The sequence below is a fragment of the Streptomyces sp. NBC_01463 genome, assembly GCA_036227345.1.
Taxonomy (GTDB): Bacteria; Actinomycetota; Actinomycetes; order Streptomycetales; family Streptomycetaceae; genus Streptomyces.
In genome coordinates, this window is sequence record CP109468.1 from 334,222 (window position 1) to 354,373 (window position 20,152).

Genomic DNA, 20,152 nt, shown 5'->3' on the forward strand with positions numbered 1-20,152 from the left:
TCATCTCCTCCGGGTGGGAGCGGGGAGCTGCCCCGCAACGATCGCGGCGAGCGCGAGCCCGAACCCCAGGAGTTGGACCGGGCCGAAGGTCTGGCCGAGCACGACGGCGCCGAGAATCGCGGCGACCAGTGGCGAGAGCAGGACGAGAACGGCGACCGAGGTGACGGGCAGCGTGGTGATGCCGCGGAACCACACGACGTACGAGAGGAGTCCGCCGACCAGGCCCATCCAGAGGTAGCCGAGGGCCGCGGCCGGGCCGATGGCGGGCGGCGTCCCCTCCGCCAGGAACGTGAGGGGCAGCAGGAACAGTCCGCCCGCGGTGAGCTGCCACCCGGCGAAGGCGGTGGGGCCCGCCTCGGGAGGACGTCCCCATCGCTTGGTGAGGGTGATGCCGAGCGCCATGGACGCGGCGCTGCCGAGGGCAGCCAGGATGCCGACGCCGTCGAGCGCCGCGCTCGGCCCGATCACCACCAGGCCGACACCGGCCATGCCGGTCAGTCCCCAGGCGAGGCGCCAGGCGGACAGCGCCTCGCGCAGGACGGCCACGGCCAGGAGGGCGATGACCAGCGGCTGGGCCGCCGCCAGGGTGGCCGCCACGCCTCCGGGCAGGCGTTCGGCCGCCAGGAACAGCAGCGGGAAGGGGAGGCCGATGTTCAGCACACCCAGCGCTGCGGCTCTCCCCCACCATGCTCCGCGCGGCAGCGTCCGGGTGACCGCCAGGGCGATCAGGCCACCGGGCAACGCCCGCAGCAGGCCCGCGAACAGCGGGTGACCCGGCGGAAGAAGTTCGGTGGTGACGATGTAGGTCGTGCCCCACGCCATGGGGGTGAGCGCCGTCAGGACGGCACGCGGCAGATGTCCGCGGGGTACACCGCTGACAGGCCCTGCGAGAACTCTCTGTGCTGTTGGACTGGTCATGCCCGCAGTCTCGACCGGCGGCGATCAATGAGTCCAACACATGTTTGTCATCTGATTGATCGTGATTGACGATGGGTCGATGGAGCTCCAGCAGATGCGCTACGTCGTCGCCGTCGCCGAAACGAACAGCTTCACCCGGGCCGCCGAGCAATGCCTGGTCGTCCAGTCCGCGCTCAGCCACCAGATCGCACGCCTGGAGAAGGAACTCGGTGCGCGACTCTTCGAGCGCACCAGCCGCCGGGTGCGGCTGACACCGGCAGGTACCGCGTTCCTTCCCGCCGCCCGTCAGTGTCTGGACGCCGCCGAGCGTGCGGCCGCCGAGGTGGCCGCGGCCGTGGGTGAGGTACGCGGGCGGCTCGCCGTGGGTCTGATCCCCAGCGTCGCCGCGGTCGACATCCCGCGCGCCCTTCGCGACTTCCACCGGCAGTACCCGGCCGTGCGCATCAGTCTGCGCGTGGGCGCGAGCGAGGAACTCGTCGAGCAGGTCAGGGAAGGCGCCCTCGAAGTGGCCTTCCTCGGCCTGCCGACCACCGCGCGCCCCGAAGGAGTCGAGGCCCGTGAACTCGCCCGCGACCTGCTCGTCGCCGTGGTCGCGCCCGATCATCCACTTGCCGAGCAATCGACCGTCGACCTCCGGCGGCTCTCTTCGGAGGTGTTCGTCGACCTGCCGGCCAACACCGCGGGACGCATCCAGTCCGACCAGGCCTTCGCGGCCGCCGGTCTCGGCCGTGACGTCGCGTTCGAAGTGACCAATGCGGACTTCCTGGCCCGGCTGGTCGGGCAGGGGCTGGGCATCGCCATGCTCCCGTCCGCGTACGCGTCTCAGCTCACCGGCGTCACCACGATCGAGGTCACCGACGCACCGGCCCGCGTCGAATACGTCATCTGCGGCCGCGTCGGCCGCACTCCCGCGGCCACCGCCTTTCTTGCCCTCCTCGATCTCCCTTCCGTGCCCGGCCCCAAGTGAAGCCGTGCTGCTGTCCCATGGGCGGTCCTCGTCGAGGCACAGCACGCCGCCGGTGCACATAGCTGCGCCACCCCGGCCACGTAGCGGAAATCGGCGGCCTCCGAGCCGCTGGGAACGGGGCCGTGCGCGGCTTCGGGCGGGCGCTGAACGCAGGTTGGCCCTGGTGCGGGACCTCCTCGCCGACCGCCTGCCACAAGCCGCTCCACCGCCCGTTTACACCTTCGCGAAACCGTCCCTGACCTGGCACTTTACGAGGATCCACATAGGGTGGGAGGGCTTTGCCGGACACCTTCGGAGGGGTATCACGTGAGTGAGAGAACCGTCAGGTACGACGCCGCCCGCGCAGAGTTCCTGGAGGCGCCGGCAGCCATTCGGAAACGGCCGGGAATGTACATCGGCTCGACCAGCGAGCGAGGCCTGCACCACCTGGTGTTCAACGTCGCCGACCGTGCCGTGAAAGAGACCCTGGAGGGCCGAGTCGGCTCCATCGGCATCACCCTGACTCCCGATGGCGGCGTGCGTATCGCCGACGACGGACCGGGCAGCCCCCTCCGGACCGAGGCCGGTGGGGCGCCGGGGCTCGAAGCCCAACTCACCGGCATGGAAGCCGGAGCGGGGTCCGTTGGGCGTCACAGCGTGGCCCTGGACTCCAACGGCACGTGGCTCTGCGTGACCAACGCGCTCTCAAGCCGTCTCACGGTCGAAGTGCGGCGCGAGGGGACGCGGTGGATCCAGGAGTACGCGCGCGGCATCGCGGTCACCCGGCCCACAGCCGCGGGACCTGCGACCGGACACGGGACCAGCATCGCGTTCGTGGCCGACCCCGAGATCTTCGGAACGAACGAGTTCTCCTTCACCACCCTGGCAGAGCGCTTCAGGGAACTCGCCTTCCTGAACCGGGGCCTGGACATCACTCTTACCGACGAACGCGTCCCGGACCGACCCCGCTCGGAACGGTTTCGGTTTCCGGGCGGCGCACGCGACTTCGTCGCCTTCCTCGACGCACAGAACCGGAAACCGGTTCATCCGGAGGCCATCTCATTCCAACGGGAGGATCCACGGATGGCAGGCACGTCGGAGGTGGCCCTTCGATGGTCCGGCTCGCACGAAGAGCAGGTCCTGAGCTACGCCAACAGCCGGCCCACCTACCAGGGGGGCACGCACATGGTGGGCTTCAGCGCCGGACTCTCCGCCGCCGTCAACACGTACGCACGGGAGCGCGGGCTGCTCACATCTGCGGACCCGGATCTCAGCGCCGGCCAGATCGGCACGGGCCTGACCGCGGTCGTATCGGTGAAGGTGGACCGCCCCGAGTTCCTCGGCGCCACCCGGGCCGTCCTGGGTAACAGAGCCGCCCGCCTCTGCGTCGAGGAGGCCGTCCGGGAACACGTCAGCGGCTGGCTGGAAACGCACCCTGAGCAGGCCTCGACCGTCATCGGCCGCATGGTCCGGGGCGTCGCGCGGGACTGAGCACCAACCATGCGCGCACGTACGCCGGTTGCCCGGCCTGGTGCCGCGCTGCGCCACGAAAGGGCTGTCGCGCAATTCCTGGCGGGACAGCCCCTAGGGCTCCCGTGGACCGCCGGACGGGCCTTGCCCCAGGCGCCCGGCACCGTAACGCAAGCCGTCGTAGAGCACCGCGACGATGCGTGCCGCATCGTCCTCCCAGCCCTTGGCGCGCATCCCGCACACACCACCCAGGGCACGCAGCACCACCAGCCCGCTCACGTCTCCGCGCACCAGGCCGGCCGCAACGCCGGCAGCGAGCAGCTCGTCGAGCGCGCGGGCCATCTGTTCTCGCGCGTCGCCGAAGACCGGCGAGTCGGTCGCCATGATGCTCTCCAGCGCTTGCCCCATCCCTCTCCCCACGGCCGCGTGCTCCACGAGCAACAGCAGGAAGGTGTGCAGGGCCTCGTCCGGGGACTGGTCCGCGAGCAGCCGGGCGGGGGCGGTGCAGAGCTCGGCGACCTCCTGGCGGTAGACCTCCGCGACGAGCGCCTCTCGCGTTTCGAAGTGGCGATAGAGGGTGCCGACTGCCACACCTGCCCGGCGGGCGATCTCCTCCACATGGGCCTCGTCGTCGGCGAGGAACGCCTCACGCGCCGCGGCCAGGAGTGCTTCGCGGTTGCGGCGTGCATCGGCGCGCAGCGGACGTGATGACGGCAACAGTGCTCCATAAGATGAGTCGGGTTCAGGTTGTGTGTACAGTTTCCGGAGTCAGGTTCACTTTATGGAAGCGTACGCCGCTCCGATCGGGAACGGGGCCGCCGCCGGGCGGAGGGCGGCGGCCTCGCATCCGCCCCACCACCGGCGCCGCACTCGAAGAGAGGCATCAATCATGACCATCAACCTGGTATCACTGAGCGTGGACGCCGCGGACCTGGAGAGCGAGAGCTCGTTCTGGCACCACCTGCTCGGCGGCTCGGTCACGAGGACGGCAACGCACCACTTCGTACAGGCCGACGGCCTCCCCGTGCTCGTGATCCAGCACGCACCGGGGCATGTGCCGCCGCAGTGGCCCGACGGAGCCGCCCAGCAGATGCACGTCGACCTGTCCACGGACGACGCGGCAGCCGCCGACCAGCGAGTGCTCGGCGGAGGCGGCCGACGGCTCCGGCCGACCACCGGTGTCGTCGAAGCCGACCGGCCGGGCTCCCGCGTCTACGCCAGCCCGGCCGGACATCCCTTCTGTCTGCGCTCGGCCTGAACAGGCCGTGACCCATGGCGGTCCGCCCCTGAACCGTGGAATCGCGATGCCGGCCCGGCTGAACGTGGCCTCCGCGAGGATCAGGCCCGCCGGACAGTGAGCCTCCCACCCGGGCAGGCAGTTTCCCAGGCATCCGGATCCTGGAGGGGACGGGTCAGACAGCGGTGCCGCACCAGGTCGGACCGCTCGGCCGGAGTCAGCTTTCTCGGCTCGCCGAACTGGTCCCGGGACGAATCGAACTCCTCGTCGACATCGAAGTGGAAGGCGTCGTCGGTGACGTAGTCGCGGCGGAAGTCGGTTCTCCACTGCGAGTTGCTGCCCCAGCCCATCGACTCGTCCGAGGTCTCCCGGTACCTGCGCATGAATACGTCGAAGAGCGGTGAGCGGTCCGCCACGCCCGCGACCAGGTGCTGGGCACCGGCACGCACGGTGACACCGGTGCGGCTGAACAGCATCTCCCCCAACATCAGGCCCGGCCACACGGTCCCGGTGATCTCGACCGGCGCCCCCGGGGCCTCGCTCTCGGCAACGTGGACGACCTCGTGGAAGAACGGTTCGTACGCGACGTCGCCGATCGGGGCCATGCCGAGCCGGGCGAAGGCGGCCAGGTACTGGTCAGGGGTGACGGGTGGCCAACGTTCCGGGTGGTGGATGTCGTGTGCCCAAGGAGTCTCGGCGTCCGCCGGCAGCGGCGGCTGGAACGTGTAGATCAGCGCATCGTTGACGCGGCTCAGCGCGTACGCCGTCTCCAGGGGGTCGCCGAACTCGTACGTGGTCCTGGCCCACCCGCCGAAGGTGGCCAGCGGTGCGAGCGCCTCCCGGACGACGTCGGCGTGCTCGTCCAGCCACGGATCGACGACTGCGCGAAGGACGTCCACGCCCTGGTACTCCTCAAGAGCGTGGAAAAGCCGACGGACACGCAGGGCAGGGATCACGCAGAGCAGCGTAGGCAGCTCCGTCCGTACGGACCACCGGGTTTCCGTTGAGGCGAGTCCGGCGTCGCACCCGAAGGCAAGGAGAGCCCGAGCCGTGCCCCCTCGGCGTGATGGGGATGATCTCCGAGCCGTCCTGCCGCCCGGGCGACATCGATCACATGCGACCGGCGCCCCGGGCGTCGAGGTGGGCAACGAGTTTCGCCTCGCTACGACGCAGTCGATCGCGCTCGTCCGTCGGGAGGGACGCCAGCGCGTCGACGAGGATATGCGTCCGGGGAACGTGGACCATCGCACCGGAGTAGACGCGGCACTTGGAACACCATGCCAATCCGATGCACCGCTCGTACATGGGGGAATCGGGCGGATAGTACCGGAACCGGTAGGAACAGACCGCGGTCTCGCACGTCACACAGATCCAGCGATCACCGTCCCTGGCCGTCTCCCAGGCCGCGGCCTTGACCCAGCCGCGTCGCTCTGCCGGTGCTCTTCAAGTAGTCATGCTCACCCTTCGGTTCGTTGGACAGCGGCACCGCTGTCCCAGCGCGGGCTCACGGTACCTCTGGCCATGGATATTCTCTGGCCATGTCGAATCAGTCTGTGACGGCGGGAGTCGGTCTCGCCCGGGTGCTGGCCCACTGTGGCGGAAACCCGGTCGCCGCCGTGAAGCTTCTGGTGGGGGCGATCGCCTCGGCGCCGGCGGCCCCGGAGTCCTATGCGGCCCTTGCCGAGTTGTGGCAGGACCGGGGGCCGGAGCTCAGGGGGAGCCTCGAAGAGGAAGGCTCCTTGAGCTCCGTGCTGGCACAGGCGTACTTCCTGTTCCTCGAAGGGAACATGGACGACGCGGTGATGGCCCTCGGTTCGGTCACGGGCGTGCGGCCCGACGTGCCGTGGGGCGCGGCGCCCTGGTTCGGCGAGGCGCGGTTCCTCGGCACGGTGAGTGCCGAGGCCCTGGCCGAGGCGTGTCTGCGGACGTTGGACCACGGCCATGACCTGGACAGCGACGAGATGCGGGAGCGGTTCGCGCCCTGGTTCCGTGCGCTCGACGTGGTGTCCGCGCGCAGCCCCGTACCGGAGTCGCTGGCTGCCATGGCCCGGTTGCCGCGGGCCTGCGGCCGGTACGCGCTGTCCTTCGCCCTGTGCGACCGCGCCGATGCCGTCGACCGGGTCATGTGGACCGCGGTCGCGCGGGCGGCGACCTGGCGTGCGACGGGCGACCTGGACCGGGCCGCGGAGGCCTTCGAGGACGCCCTGGCCCTGGACTCCGCCAACTGGTCCCTCCACCTGGACCTGGCAGACCTCCGTGCCGAGCAGGGCGACTTCGCCGCAGCAGCGGCCCTCGTCGAACAGGGTCTGGAACACGCGCCTCACGAGGTCTCCCTGCGTGCGGCGGGCGCCGCCTATCGCACGCGCCTGTCCGGTTCGTCCGACGATCTGACGGCCCTGATCGACCTGGCGCCGGAGCTCTCGGACACCGCGTACCGGAACCTGCTGCTCGACCACGCGTGTGCAGGGCCGAAGCTGCCTCCGGGACTCGTTGCCCGCGCCCAGGACATCCGAAGGAGCTGAAGGCCTGGCCTGCCGGCCGGTGAGGGGCCAGAGGGGCCCTTGCGGGTCCTGGTCAGTCACCTACTTGTTCTCGCCGGGCTTGCCTGCGTGATCGCCGTCACCGGCGGTGTCGTCGCCGGGTTTGCCCTGGTCCTCGCCGGAGCCGGCAGGGGCGGTGACGCCGGGCTGGGTGTGGTTGCCGTCGTCTCCGGACTTGCCGGTGGTGCCGGTGGCGTTGAGCTGGAAGGCGAACAGGAGGCCGGCCACGGCCAGGGTGGCGGTGATCCAGATCGTGATGCGTCGCACGAGTGTGCTCCAAGTGGGTAGATGAATGCGGGGTGTTGGTGGGGCGGTGGGGCCGCGCCTTCTACCAGGCGAACTCCTCCGTGTGGAGTTGGTCGCGGTGGGCACCGGCACCGAGGGCGGCCTTGCGGACGGCGGTGAGCCAGGTGGGTGGTCCGCAGACGTAGATGTCGCAGTGGGCGATGTCGGGGACGAGGCCGTTGAGGACCTCGGAGTCGTCGCCGAGGTGTGCGGGGACTGCGGCCTGCCAGGAGGTACCGGCGCGGCGGGGGCCCGGGAGGAAGATCAGTTCGACGCCGCGGCGAGCAGCGATCCGGCGCAGTTCGTCGGCGAACACGGCGTGCTGGTCCTCGCTGTAGCGGTAGATGAGGGTGGCCTCGCCGGGGGCGTAGGGCGTGTCCTCGATGAGGGCGCGCATGGGCGTGATGCCGATCCCGGCGGCGATCAGGAGCATGCGGGGGCGGGTGCGCCTGCGTGCGGTGAGGGTGCCGTAGGGGCCTTCGATCAGGACGCGGGTGCCGGGAACGAGGCGCGCCGCACGTTCGCTGCCGTCGCCGGCCGCCTTGATGGTGATGCGCATCCGGTCGGGGGTGGGCGCGGCGGAGAGGGTGTACGGATTCCCGCGCGACCAGCCGGGGCCGTCGAGGAAGCGCCAGATGAAGAACTGGCCCGACGCGGCACGCATCCTGTCCAGCCGGTGCCCGCCGGCGGTGACGGAGACGACACCGGGCGCCTCTGTGACCACGGATTCGACCCGCAGGCGGTGGTAGAAGGACCGCCAGGCGGGCAGGGCCACGCGGTACAGAAGGGTGACGGCGAACGCGAAGCCGTACAGGCACCACCAGTAGACGCGGGTCCAGGTCTCGTGGAAGTCGGCGCCGTCGGCGAAGGTGTGGGGGAACGTCGCGGCGATCCCGGCGTAGGAGTACAGGTGGATCAGGTGCCAGGACTCGTACCGCAGACGGCGACGTGCCGCGCGCACCGAGGTGACGACCACCATGATCAGCAGGATGGTGCCGACGGTGGCGAACAGCATCCACGAGTCGGTGATGAACACCCTCACCAGGGCGGTCAGCGTCGCCGCCGGCCCCCGCACGGCGCGTTCGGCGGCGAACAGGACGACGTGGGCGATCATCAGCCAGAACGAGGCGAAGCCGATCAGGCGGTGGCGGCGGGTCAGCAGGTCGTGGCCCCAGGAGCGTTCGACCCAGGGGATACGGGCGAGCAGCACGACCTGAAGAATCATCAGGTCGCTGGCCAACAGCCCCGCGAGCAGCCCGAGGGAGCCCATCGCCCGGTCCGGGCTGGTGAGGCTCAGCGGACCGCCCTGGTTCATCACCCACAGGGCGACGACGGCAACCGCGGAGAGGATCGCGAGCGCGCCGAGCGGGTCGGCCGGGCTGAACCCTCGCCGGCCCTGCCGACGACCGGGTGGCTTGCGGTGCGCCTGGGGCAGCATGGTGGACAGGGTCATCAGGCCCGCTTCCTTCGTCAGGACGACTGCGACGGCCCCGCGCAGGTGCTCGGGGCATGACTTCACCCTGGCCCCGGTTCTTGTGGCCGCTCTAAGAGCCCACTGCTCCTGGCTCCCTGCCGGCCTTCGGCCCCTGCAGAAGGAACCGCCGGGCGGTGTATTCACCGAGCCGGGTGATCACGGGCTCGGACGTTCGCGCGGCGGGTTCGCCACCAAACTGCACCTGGTCGTCGAGCAGGGCCCAAAGCCCACGTCGATCCTTGTCACGGCGGGACAGCGCGGGGACTCGCCGCAGTTCGAACCTGTCCTGGACAGGGTCCGCGTGCCCCGCATGGGCCGGGTCGGCCACGCGTCCGTCCCGATCGAGTGCGGGCTGACAAGGCGTACGCCTCCCACAAAAGCCGCACCTACCTGCGCAGCCGCGGGATCGCTGCACCATTCCGGACGAGGTCGACCAGGCACGCAACCACCAGAGGCTCAGCTCTCGCGGCGGCCGGCCGCCGCGCTTCGACCCGGCCGAATACCGCGAGCGTCATGCGGTGGAGTGCGGGATTGACCGCCTCAAGAGGAGCCGCGCTGTCGCCACGCGCTACGACAAGCTGACGGTCCGCTTCGAGGCGACTGTGCTGGTCGCCCCGATCAACGAATGGCTATGACTCTGTCTTGCGCGTCATCACGTAGGTGTTCCCGATGTCGGGATCGCCGTAGAAGAAGAACAGTTTCAACTCGTCGTTCTGATCGCGGTCCACGTAGAAGGACCATGCGTATGTCGACGGGGGTTCAGGGGTTGAGGTGTCAGTGGCCGGCGAGGGGGAACGGCTCTCCACTCGGGTCCGGGCTGTCAGTGCGAGGCGGACGACCTGTCCGCCGCCGTTGTCGGTCAGTTGCCAGGTTCCCCTGCCGGAGAGGCGCCAGCCGTCATCGAAGTCGAAGTCCTGTCCGTCGAGCTTGTCGAAAAGAGCAGTCCCGTCTTTGCGAAGCAGCACGCGGGTCCCCTCGACGTTTTCCCATCCTCCAGCGACTGCGGCCGCCGTGGTGTCGTGGATGCCTGTTCCCTCGTAGTACTGATAGGGGTTGCACCCCGTCAGAGTAGCCAGAACCACCATCAAGCCACTGAGGGTCGCCCCCCACGCCCGCAGCCTGTTTCCGCCCGTCATCAGGGCCTCCCATCCTCAGCCCGCATCGGCCAAATGATAGGAGCGGCCGTGGAGAGACACCCTGCCAGGCCTGTTAAACGCGTTCAACTCTCCGGCTGGAGGGGTGGCGCACACCACCCCGGGCTCGTCTGTCCAGCGCCGCCTGCAGCCACGAACGAGCACTGAGACCACCGTCTTCGATACACGGCCTGGATTATCCGCGTGTGTGCTGTTCGGGTGGCTCTGTGGCAGCTTCGAGCGCGGGCGGAGGGTCCGGGAGCACTGAAGGCTGTTCGCTTCTCATGATCACTCCCGTCCCAGAAGTGAAATCGAGGCTCTCACATGCGCAGTCCCCTCGTCTCGGCGGCCGTTGCCGCCGCCACGCTGATCGCGCTCTCCCCCCTCGGCCCGGCCGCGGCCGCCGAACCGGCCGGTATCGGCGACGTCATCTGCAACGGCGGCTCCCTCAACGTGCAGTTCAACCCCGGCGTCACGTTCAGCAACAACACCGTGCGGCTCTCCGCCAACGGTGAGATGGGCATCTGCTCCTCCGCCACCCACCCGGAGATCACCGGCGGCACGGTCCGGTTCGAGGCCGGCCTCACCGCCAAGTGCCCCGGGCCCTTCGGGCCCGGCTACGCCAAGGCAACGATCAACTGGAACGACGGAACGCGCACGGTCATCGACCAGACGACGTTCCGGGGCGACTCAGCATCCTTCTCCCTGGAGGGCGGATCCATCGACGCCGGCACCTTCGCCGGAGGCACCGCACGCGCCAACGGCCGCACCACCAGCAACCTGATCGAACTCGGCGCAGGGTGCGTGCTCGGCGGCGTCACCAGCTACTCCGCGACGATTGACCAGTTCGCCGTCGGCGACATCTAAGGGCTGTCCCGCAAAATTCCTGGCGGGCGCACGACGACAGCTACGGGACCTCGCCGCGTTGTCGGAATGCCTGAATACATCCAGTCAGCATCTGCCCGGTGGGCAGGACGGTATCCGCACCACCGAGCAGGTGGGCCTGCTGTGCCCGCTCGCACCCGCTGCCTTCCGCCTGCAGCGGGTGCCACGCCTTCTCCGAACGGGGGCACGCCGTGTGCGGTGACGTCCAGACGCAGCCGGACTGAGCGGACACGCACACGTGCTGACTAACTGCACGCCCTGCGGCTTGTGAGGGAGATCCCTTCGGACAGAGGCTATGTTCTCCGGTCAGCCGGTGAAAGAGTCCGCCTCTCCCGGCTCGGTCTCCATGGCCTGGCGGTCGAACCTCAGCATGGCAAGGAAGAACAGGCCGCCGAGCACGAGCAGGCCCACCACGATCACCACGGAGACAAAGGCCTCTTCCGGGGTCACCAGAACGAACAACGCGATGAGCGTCCACAGCAGTGCGCAGATGGCGACCGGTAGTTCGAAGCGTCCGAGGTCGAAGGCTCCCTTCTTCCGGCTCAGGCGTCCGCGCACCGTCAGGTAGAGCACGATGGTCGAGCCGTAGGTGAGGGCGGGGAGGATCGTCGAGGCCGTGATCAGCTCCAGCAGCGCGGCCCCCGGCAGTGCGACCATCAGGACGACGCCGAGAGCGAAGACCAGAACGGTCGCCGGGATCGGCGTCCTCGTCCGGGGGTTCACCCGCCGCATCAGCCGGTGGGCGGGGAAGCGCGCGTCGCGCGACATCGCGAACACCAGCCGCGAGCACGCGACCATCACCACGATCCCGGCGCCGAAGAACGCGATGGTGATGGCGGCCAGCAGCGCCCTCTCCACCATCGGACCGAGCTGGTCGCGCATGATCGCCGCGACCGGTGAGCCCTCGGCGCTGACGCGGGGGATGTCGTCGATCGCGATGGTGAGCGTGATGAGGAACAGCATGCCCAGCACCCCGGCCGCCACGACCGACCCCACGATCGCGCGCGGAACGGTGCGGAACGGGTCCTTGGCCTCCTCGGCCAGGTTCGCCGCCGAGTCGAAGCCGACGAGCGTCGCAAGCCCCATGATCATCGCAAGCATCAGCCCGCCGCCGACCCCGAAATAGCCGGGGGCGTTCTCGACGACACCACGCGAGGTGAGGTTGCCCACCGCGCCGTCGCCCGTGACGGCCACGGCGATGACGAGCGCGATCGCCACCACCACGACAAGCGCCAGTTCGAGCCCGACCGCGACCGTGTTGATCAGACTGACGATACGTGTGGAGGCCACGGCCAGCACGGTCTGGACGAGCAGCACCACCAGTGTGATCAGGCGCGCGGCGTCCTCGTCCGGCGCGATGCCGACGAGCGGCATGAACGCCTGGCTGGCGAGTGCGTTGTCGACCGCCACCACGCCGATCGCCAGGTACGAGAAGGTCAGCCACCCGAACCACCAGCCGATCTTCGGGCTGGCCAGCCGCGAGGCCCACTGGTACGAGGAACCGCTGAGCGGGATACGGGCCGCGAACTGGGCGACCACCAACGCCACCAGGGTCTGTCCGACCGCGGCGACGATCCATAGCCAGATCCCGACCGGCCCTGCGGTCACCAGGACTTCGTCGAAAGTCGCAAAGATGCCGACCGCCACCGAGATGAACGCGAACGAGATCGCGAACACCTGGAAGGAGCCGAGCGTCCGCTTCAGCTCCTGCCGGTAGCCGCCGGCTTCGACGGGTCCCGCATCGCCCTGCGCAGCGGACGATGACTCCGCCACGGCGGCCACCTCACTCCCGGGGCTCCCCCTGCCCGAGGCACACCGCGGGCAGGGGCTGATCAGTGCACCATTTTCACCATTTCCAGCCTCTATCTCCCGTTCGACTCGCGAGTGCGGCTGTGCGGATGCCGATCCCCCTCCCGCCACGCCGCGCAGGTCGGACGGGCAACCCGGACGCAACGCCGCGCGAGCCGTCGACCCCGGCCTGACCCGCACCCTCAGCCAGTGCGGCTGACCAGCGGCAGGTGCCTTGGGCAGGAAGAGGCCAGGTACGCGCCTTGGCGCGTGGTGTGAGGGGTGCGGGCCGGAGTGCCGTCCGCGCTGCCGGTCCGTCGACCGCGTGGTCCTTAGACTTCCTTGTCGTTTGCCGCCCATCCTTGGCTTTGGGCAGCCCCCGATCCCGCGGGCGCCGCCGGAGAGGCAGAAAGGCGTGACGATGGCGGCGACCGGCAGGCCGGAAGTGCTCGTGGTGGACGACGATCCGGGCGTGCGCGAGGCCCTGGGCCTGGGACTCGGGCTGGAAGGCTTCACGGTGCGCCTCGCCGAGGACGGCAGGGCCGCGCTTGCGCAGGTTGCCGAGCGGCTGCCGGCGGTGATCGTGCTGGACGTGACGATGCCGGGCCTGTCCGGCATCGAGGTGGTCCGGTCCCTGCGCACGCAGGGGCGGACGCTGCCGGTGTGCATGCTGTCCGCCCGCGACGAGGTCGACGACCGGGTCGCGGGACTCGCGGCCGGAGCCGACGACTACGTCGTCAAGCCGTTCTCCGTCGCCGAACTGGCGGCACGTCTGCACGCACTGGTCCGCCTGCACGAGTCGACGGCCGTCAGACCCCTGGTCATCGGCGACATCACGATCGAGCCGGCCCGGCGCACGGCCGCCCGCGCGGGGCGCGACCTGCCCCTGACCACGCGCGAGTTCGATCTCCTCGTGGCGCTCGCGCACCGGCCCGGACAGGTCCTCTCCCGCGCCCAGCTCCTGGAGCAGGTCTGGGGCTACACCTGGGACGTCGACACCAACGTCGTGGATGTCTTCATCGGCTACCTCCGCAAGAAGCTCGAAGCGGACGGCCGTCCCCGTGTGCTGCGGACCGTTCGCGGGGTCGGCTTCGTCCTGCGCACCGGCCCGTGAAGTGGCGCCCGCGCAGCCTGCGCACCCGGATCAGTGTCGCGGTCGCCGTGCTGGTCACGGTCGTCGTCGCGCTCGCCGGGCTGGTCATCGTCGCCCGGATCGACCACCGCGACCGCGCCGACGTCGACCGCCAGCTCGCCACCCGTGCCGGAAAGGTCCACCAGGACGCCGACAAGCTGCTGGGGAAGGGCGACCACGCCGACGGTGACGGAGACGGCGGACAGGACGACTACGGCGGGCTGTTGGCCGGCAGTCAGACGCTGGTCCGTCTCATCTCCGACGGTCAGGTCATCGCCCAGCGAGGCGAGACCCCGCCCGCCCCGCTCCCGCTGCCGGCCCGCGACGGCTACAGCACGGTCGAGGCCGGCGGACAGACCTGGCGCACTCTGACCCAGCCCCTCAACAGCGCCGGTGACCGTCTCGAAGTCCTCCAGGGCATCGACCCGATCGAACGCCGTCTCGCCGACAACACCGCCGTCGTCGCCGCCGTCACCCTCGCCGCCGCTGTGGTCGCCGCCGCGGGAGTCTGGCTGATCACCCGGATCATCCTCCAGCCGCTCCAGCGCCTGCGCACCGGCGCTCTGGCCGTCAGCGCCGACACCACCGGCCCGCGCCTTCCCGAGATCACCCGCCCCCAGGAAGTCGCCGACCTCTCCCGCGCCCTGAACGGGATGCTCGACCAGCTGCGTACCAGCATGGAGGCCACCCGCCGCTTCACCGCCGACGCGGGCCACGAACTGCGGACTCCCCTCACCACGCTCGGCATGACGATCGAGACCCTCCGGCGCAACCCCGAGCTGTCCGAAGCGCAGCGCGCCCGCGCACTGGAAACCATGGGCGCGGAGCACCACCGCATCACCGCGCTCCTCACCGGGCTCCAGACCCTCGCCCGCGGTGACGCGCACGCCCTGCCCGACCGTGTCCCCGTCGACCTCGGCGAGCTCCTCGACGAAGCCGTCGCCCACGCGGCCCGCCGCCACCGCACCACTACCTACCGGCTCACCGTCGATGCGCCCGCGACGGTGGACGGCTGGCCCGTCGGGCTGCGCCTGGCCATCGACAATCTCCTCGACAACGCCGCTCTCCACGGTCGCCCGGACGGCACCGCCGACGTCCGCCTCACCCATGAGGCGCACACCGTCCGGATCACCGTCAGCGACGACGGTCCCGGCATCCCACCAGGTCAGCGCGCCGCCATGAAGGACCGATTCACCCGCGGTCCACGCACCCGTGCACCCGGTTCCGGACTCGGTCTGGCCCTCGTGGAACAGCAGGCGCACCTCCACGACGGCTCACTTCACCTCGGCGCGAGCCCCGCCGGCGGGCTCCGGGCGGCCTTCACCGTTCCCGACGCTCACCGCAGCCACCCGGGGCGCGCCCCGTCCTGACCGGCCCGGCCGGGCTCCCGTCGCGGGCGAACCCGGTCGCCGGCCGTCAGCCCAGCGAGGCGCTCGCCTTCCGCAGCTCGGCGAGGGCCGCCAGCACGTAGCCGGCGAGGTCCTCCTTGGCCTCGGGGTCGGCCTCGGACCACTGGGCGTACCCGCGCTTGAAGGCGAGCACGCCGAGCTCGCCCGCGAGAGCGGCGGTCGGGTCGGGCACTCCGCGGGCGACCAGGGCGGTCGTCATCGCGGCCGCGAGGCTCACGCTCTTGAGTGCGTCACGTTCCTGAAGCTCGGTGCTGGCGGCGACGGCCGCCTTGAGGCGCGGCGCGAGCTCCCGGTTGATGGGGCCCATCGTGCTCGATGCACGTTCGAGACCGGCGGCGACCGCGGCGAGCGGGGCGTCGTCGGCGGGGGCCTCGTGGATGCCCTCGGTCAGCAGCCGGCTCAGCGTCTCCTGCCCCGCCACCAGCAGTTCCCGCTTGTCGGGGAAGTACCGGAAGAAGGTGCTCCTGGTGACCCCGGCGCGCTCGGCTATCTGCGCGACCGTCGTGGCGTCGTACCCCTGCTCGCTGAACAGGTCGACCGCCGCCACGACGAGGCGTTCGCGCGCTCCTGGTTCCCATCGGCTCATGAGTCTCATTCTATGTGATGGGACTCCTGTCCCATCACCCTGTTAGAGTGATGGGACAAGGGTCCCATCACGGTCGGCCCCCCAGCCTCATCACCCGCGGGAGAGTTCCATGCGCGTCTTCGTCACCGGTGGCACCGGTCTGATCGGCTCCACCGTCGTCGCCGAACTGCTCGGCAACGGCCACACCGTCCTCGCCCTCGCCCGCTCCGACGCCTCCGCGCAGGCCGTCGAGGCGGCCGGCGCCGAACCGCTACGGGGCTCCCTCACCGACCTGGACGTCCTGCGCGCAGGCGCCGCCCAGGCCGACGGGGTGATCCACCTGGCGTTCAGCAACGACTTCAGCAGCCCAGAAGCACTCGCGCGGGCCGTCTCCGAGGAGAGCGCCGCCATCGCCGCGCTCGGCGAGACGCTGGTCGGCAGCGACCGCCCGTTCGTCACCGTCTCCGGAACCCCCGCCGCGCCGGGCCGCGCCTCCACCGAGACCGACCCGGTGCCGACCGACGGCCCGGTCGGTGGCCGCGGCGTCGCGGTCACGGCGGCCCTGGACCTGGCCTCGCGCGGGGTCCGGACCGCGGCCGTGCGGCTGCCGCGCACGGTGCACAACGAAGGCGCGGGCGGTTTCGCCGGAATGCTGACCGGCATCGCGCGCCAGAGCGGAGTGTCCGGCTACCCGGGCGACGGCACCCAGCGCTGGCCGGCCGTGCACGCGCTCGACGCGGCCGTCCTCTTCCGCCTCGCCCTGGAGGCCGCGCCGGCCGGTACGTCCTGGCATGCCGTGGCCGACGAGGGCGACGCCGTACGGGACATCGCCGCGGTCATCGGCCGCCGTCTGGGTGTGCCGGTGGAGTCGGTGCCGGAGGAGACGTACGGCCCGCTGGGCCCGGTCTTCGCGAACGACCAGCCCTCGTCCAGCGCCCACACCCGCCAGACCCTCGGCTGGCAGCCGAAGCACCCGAGCCTGCTGGAGGACCTGGAGAACATCGGGTCCTGACCGGCGGGTCGCCGGCCCGGGCCGGCAACGCCACCGGGACGACGCTTCACGGACACCTGTTCCACCATCGGTGGCGTGCGAGCGCCGGGACCGGCTCCCCTCCCGCCGCGGCGGTCATCACGTACGTCCCGCTCCCGGCGGGCCGGTGGGCTCCGGGCCTTCGATGGACACCTGGCAGCCGCCCGGCCAGGGGTACGGGCTGCCACCAGACCCACTTGCACAGCATCTGCATGTACGGGGCTCCGTGTGCCGGCCGGCCGGCGAACCAGGCCCAGCGGATGCGGCGTTGCGACGGGGCAAGGGCAGGCATGCGAATGGGTGCGACCGACGAGGGGACCCCGGTCGCACCCATAGCCCGTCCCGCCCGATACGTGGATCGGAGTGGGCGGCGGAAAGGGTTGGAGCAGCAGACGTGCGGTGAAGCCCACCCCGTCGGGGTGGAATACCGTCTGCTGGTCAAACCCTTCCCGTCACCGTTCTGAACGGGCCACGGAATTCCAGCCAAACGACCGCACCGCACACGCCATGTAGCGATTTGTCATGGAATCCCGCACATGCAGCACTGTGATCACGGTCCGGCAGGACTGCAGGCCAGCGTCTCGCACCTGCCCAGCATGACGGGTCAACAGATGGATATCTTCGGCCGGTTTTTATCGCTAAGCCCCATGAACATAAATAGGCTGCGTGCCGCACGCGACGTCTCACACCCGGGGGGTTTCAACGAATGAACAAGAAGGCTCTGCGCGATCTCCTCACGGAACGCCGCGCCCTGATCGATCCGACCGGCCACGGCTTCCAGCGTCCCGCGAGACAAGGCCGGCGCGCCCCCGGTCTGTCCCAGCACCAGGTCGATCAGCTGTGCCACCGCACCCTCGGCACATACCGGCGGCTCGAGTCCGGCTCGTACCCGAACCCGCCCGTCGACCTGCTGCGCGACATCGCTGTCCTCTTCGCGCTGAACGAGCAGGAGTGGGTATCCCTGTGCCGGTACGCGGGAATCGGCGACCCGCCCTCCCCTCTCACCCCCCGCTCCGGCAAGGAGGTCCCCGGGGTGTGGCAGGAGGCCGTCGACGGCATGACGCACATGGCCTACGTGACGGACGCCTCGTGGGAACTGATCGCGTACAACGCCCCGTTCACCCGCCTCTTCCCCAACGGGCGGGTCCCGGCGAACACCATGCGGTGGATGCTCCTCGACCCCGATGGAAGGAGCACCCTCACCGACTGGGCGACCGCCTGGGCGCCCCTCGTACTCCCCCAGTTGCGGGCCGCGCTCGCCACCCGGCCCGACGACGAAGTGCTCCGCCGGATCGAGAAGGAGGTCGCCGTCGATCCCGCGTGCGCACCGATCTGGGAGAGCGGCGGTGCCCATATCCACCCCGACGGTGACGAACGCCCGCTCCTGCACGCCTCCGACGGCCCCGGCTGGGTGACGATGTGCGCCGCGCAGCCCATGACCGCGCCCGGCGCCCGCCTGATCGTCCTCGTGTTCCACCCCGGGGCCCGTCGGGCGCACTCCCGCGTACCCGTACTCCACGCCCCGTAACCCGGCGGAACCCAGAAGGGGCGCAACGGAACCGCGGCGGACCCTCCACGGAACCCGCCGGGGCACGGACTGCACGTTCTGTTCCCGAAGCTGCTCTGATCAGGGGCAATACCCGGCTCGAGTGCCTTAGGTTGTGGTCACCCCCCACATGCCGCCGCACCCTGTCCGCCGGAGGATGTCGTGCCCGCCTACATAGCCCGCCCCAGCACTGTTTTCCCCGCCCACAAGGTCACCACAGGGGAGATCGCCGACGACATCCGCGCCCACCACCCCGGCCATCCCCGCCTGGGCGCGATCCTCCGCATCGTCAACAACACCGGTGTGAACACCAGGTACTTCACCCGCCCCCTCGACGCCCCGACCGTGTCCGGGACCGCGGGCATCGACGCCCGGGCCGCCGCCGCGTTCGGTGACGCCGTCGACATGGCGGTACAGGCGGCCCGCACCACCCTGACCCGCCATCACCTCACCCCGGACGACGTGGACGCGGTCATCACCACGCACTCCACCGGCTGGGCCGTCCCCAACCTCGACATCCACCTCATCGACCGCCTCGGCCTGAGACCCGGCGTCCGCCGCATTGCGCTGACGACGCTCGCCTGCGCCGGTGGCACCCAGGCCCTGATCCGGGCCGTCGACATGGTCACCGCGCGGCCCGGCATCCGCGTCCTCGTCGTCGCCGCCGAGGTCATCTCCGCCGTGTACAACCACCAGGACGACGCCGTGGAGCACATGATCTACAAGGCCCTCTTCGGGGACAGCGCGGCAGCGACCCTCGTCACCAGCACCCCTCTGGGCCCCGGCCTGGCCGTCGACTCCCCCGCCGACACGTACGAGCACGTCCTCCCCCACAGCCTCACCCGCTACAACGGGCGGGCCGACGCGACCGGCTTCCACTTCGACTCCACGAAGGAAGCGCTGACCGCGGCGGACGACGTCCTCCCCCACCTCCTGGACTGGCTCGGCCGGCGTGTCGTCGACTTCGGCGTCATCCACCCGGGCAGCGCGCGCATCATCACCGACACCGCCACCGCGCTGGGCCTCGACGCGCACGACACCCGGCACTCCACCAGCACCCTCGCCGAAGAGGGCAATCTCGGCGGCGTCTCCGTCCTCCGGATACTGGAGCGCACCCACACCACCCCGCCTCCCGCGGGCGCGGCCGGCGTCACCGTCGCGTACGGGCCCGGTTTCGCCACGGCGGCCATCCGCGCCACCTGGCAGGACTGACCCCCGTCGCGGACCGGCCGGCTAGCGGGTGGCGAGCCGGTCCAGCAGAGCGGCGCTCCGTGCCAGCAACGTCCGCTCCTCATCGGTGAGTTCGGCCTCGATGGCCTGCGCGAGCCAACCGGCCCTGCGGCCGCGCTCCGCCTCGAGCGCGGCCCTACCCGCGTCCGAGAGCTCGACCAGCGACTTTCGGCCGTCCGTGGGGTGCGCACGGCGCGTGATCAGGCTCTGTTCGATGAGCAGCCCCACCGCCCGGGCCATCGACTGGGGGCGCACCCGCTGGTCGGCTGCGAGGTCGCTGGTGGTCATGGCACCGTCGCGGTCAAGTGCGCCGAGGACGGCGACCTGGCCCAGCGGGATGCGGTCCTCGTGCTTGACGCGTCGGGTGAGCTTGCTCATCGCGGTGCGCAGTTCGGCGGCGATGGCAGCGGCTTCCGAGGTGGGCATAGGGCACTTTACCCCGCTGGTCAGCAACGCTGCGCACCTGACCTGTACAGCCATGCTGTACAGCATAACTGAACAGCAAAACTGAGCAGCATTGCTGTATGGTTTCGGGTTGTCGGGCTCAGCGCCAGCGCTGTCGCA

Annotated in this window: 19 protein-coding genes and 1 pseudogene; 11 read left to right on the forward strand and 9 right to left on the reverse strand. The window is 70.4% G+C overall.

What is annotated here, in order from left to right; translation table 11 throughout:
* Positions 1-918: an EamA family transporter gene (locus OG521_01510; protein ID WUW19525.1), complete on the reverse strand. Its 918-nt coding sequence runs from the start codon at positions 916-918 to the stop codon at positions 1-3.
* Positions 919-997: 79 nt separating this feature from the next.
* On the opposite strand from OG521_01510, the gene OG521_01515 reads away from it, so the two are divergent.
* Positions 998-1,885 (forward strand): LysR family transcriptional regulator, encoded by an 888-nt coding sequence (locus OG521_01515; GenBank protein WUW19526.1) that lies wholly within the window; start codon positions 998-1,000, stop codon positions 1,883-1,885.
* Positions 1,886-2,191: 306 nt separating this feature from the next.
* Positions 2,192-3,355, forward strand: coding sequence for a DNA gyrase subunit B (locus OG521_01520; protein ID WUW19527.1), 1,164 nt, complete (start codon positions 2,192-2,194; stop codon positions 3,353-3,355).
* 93 nt (positions 3,356-3,448) lie between these two features.
* On the opposite strand, the gene OG521_01525 is transcribed toward OG521_01520, so the two are convergent.
* The gene (locus OG521_01525) at positions 3,449-4,051 is read right to left on the reverse strand and encodes a TetR/AcrR family transcriptional regulator (protein ID WUW19528.1); all 603 of its coding nucleotides are present in this window, start codon (positions 4,049-4,051) and stop codon (positions 3,449-3,451) included.
* 172 nt (positions 4,052-4,223) lie between these two features.
* Between OG521_01525 and OG521_01530 the strand changes: the two genes are divergently transcribed.
* Positions 4,224-4,592, forward strand: a complete 369-nt coding sequence (locus OG521_01530) for a VOC family protein (GenBank protein ID WUW19529.1) — start codon at positions 4,224-4,226, stop codon at positions 4,590-4,592.
* 80 nt (positions 4,593-4,672) lie between these two features.
* On the opposite strand, the gene OG521_01535 is transcribed toward OG521_01530, so the two are convergent.
* Positions 4,673-5,470 carry a hypothetical protein gene (locus OG521_01535; GenBank protein WUW19530.1) on the reverse strand — a complete coding sequence of 266 codons (798 nt, stop codon included), beginning with the start codon at positions 5,468-5,470 and terminating at the stop codon, positions 4,673-4,675.
* Positions 5,471-6,109: 639 nt separating this feature from the next.
* Between OG521_01535 and OG521_01540 the strand changes: the two genes are divergently transcribed.
* Positions 6,110-7,093, forward strand: a complete 984-nt coding sequence (locus OG521_01540; protein ID WUW19531.1) for a tetratricopeptide repeat protein — start codon at positions 6,110-6,112, stop codon at positions 7,091-7,093.
* Positions 7,094-7,153: 60 nt separating this feature from the next.
* On the opposite strand, the gene OG521_01545 is transcribed toward OG521_01540, so the two are convergent.
* Together OG521_01545 and OG521_01550 are read right to left on the reverse strand one after the other, a co-directional pair.
* Complete coding sequence (locus OG521_01545) at positions 7,154-7,378, reverse strand: hypothetical protein (protein WUW19532.1); 225 nt, start codon at positions 7,376-7,378, stop codon at positions 7,154-7,156.
* Between the two features lie 61 nt (positions 7,379-7,439).
* Positions 7,440-8,849 carry a ferredoxin reductase family protein gene (locus OG521_01550; protein ID WUW19533.1) on the reverse strand — a complete coding sequence of 470 codons (1,410 nt, stop codon included), beginning with the start codon at positions 8,847-8,849 and terminating at the stop codon, positions 7,440-7,442.
* 509 nt (positions 8,850-9,358) lie between these two features.
* Here OG521_01550 and OG521_01555 point away from each other — a divergent pair.
* Positions 9,359-9,505: pseudogene (locus OG521_01555) on the forward strand (IS5/IS1182 family transposase).
* Here OG521_01555 and OG521_01560 read toward each other — a convergent pair.
* Positions 9,500-10,006, reverse strand: coding sequence for a hypothetical protein (locus OG521_01560; protein ID WUW19534.1), 507 nt, complete (start codon positions 10,004-10,006; stop codon positions 9,500-9,502). The pseudogene OG521_01555 and the gene OG521_01560 overlap by 6 nt on opposite strands.
* A 321-nt stretch (positions 10,007-10,327) precedes the next feature.
* Between OG521_01560 and OG521_01565 the strand changes: the two genes are divergently transcribed.
* Positions 10,328-10,870, forward strand: a complete 543-nt coding sequence (locus OG521_01565; protein WUW19535.1) for a hypothetical protein — start codon at positions 10,328-10,330, stop codon at positions 10,868-10,870.
* A gap of 324 nt (positions 10,871-11,194) precedes the next feature.
* On the opposite strand, the gene OG521_01570 is transcribed toward OG521_01565, so the two are convergent.
* Positions 11,195-12,661 (reverse strand): amino acid permease, encoded by a 1,467-nt coding sequence (locus tag OG521_01570; protein ID WUW19536.1) that lies wholly within the window; start codon positions 12,659-12,661, stop codon positions 11,195-11,197.
* Positions 12,662-13,097: 436 nt separating this feature from the next.
* Between OG521_01570 and OG521_01575 the strand changes: the two genes are divergently transcribed.
* A complete protein-coding gene (locus OG521_01575; GenBank protein WUW26543.1) occupies positions 13,098-13,790 on the forward strand; it encodes a response regulator transcription factor in 693 nt (230 codons plus the stop codon).
* Entirely contained in the window at positions 13,787-15,178 is a 1,392-nt protein-coding gene (locus OG521_01580; GenBank protein WUW19537.1) for a HAMP domain-containing histidine kinase, read from the forward strand. The genes OG521_01575 and OG521_01580 overlap by 4 nt, the downstream gene beginning before the upstream one ends.
* 46 nt (positions 15,179-15,224) lie before the next feature.
* On the opposite strand, the gene OG521_01585 is transcribed toward OG521_01580, so the two are convergent.
* Positions 15,225-15,803: a TetR/AcrR family transcriptional regulator gene (locus OG521_01585; protein ID WUW19538.1), complete on the reverse strand. Its 579-nt coding sequence runs from the start codon at positions 15,801-15,803 to the stop codon at positions 15,225-15,227.
* Positions 15,804-15,912: 109 nt separating this feature from the next.
* Here OG521_01585 and OG521_01590 point away from each other — a divergent pair, with 109 nt between their 5' ends.
* The 3 genes from OG521_01590 (at position 15,913) to OG521_01600 (ending at position 19,570) form a co-directional block, all read left to right on the forward strand.
* Positions 15,913-16,794: an SDR family oxidoreductase gene (locus OG521_01590; protein WUW19539.1), complete on the forward strand. Its 882-nt coding sequence runs from the start codon at positions 15,913-15,915 to the stop codon at positions 16,792-16,794.
* Positions 16,795-17,518: 724 nt separating this feature from the next.
* A complete protein-coding gene (locus OG521_01595; protein ID WUW19540.1) occupies positions 17,519-18,340 on the forward strand; it encodes a helix-turn-helix transcriptional regulator in 822 nt (273 codons plus the stop codon).
* A 180-nt stretch (positions 18,341-18,520) separates the two neighbouring features.
* Complete coding sequence (locus tag OG521_01600; GenBank protein WUW19541.1) at positions 18,521-19,570, forward strand: PhlD; 1,050 nt, start codon at positions 18,521-18,523, stop codon at positions 19,568-19,570.
* 21 nt (positions 19,571-19,591) lie between these two features.
* Here OG521_01600 and OG521_01605 read toward each other — a convergent pair whose 3' ends face one another.
* Positions 19,592-20,014, reverse strand: coding sequence for a MarR family transcriptional regulator (locus OG521_01605; GenBank protein WUW19542.1), 423 nt, complete (start codon positions 20,012-20,014; stop codon positions 19,592-19,594).
* Positions 20,015-20,152 lie beyond the last annotated feature (138 nt).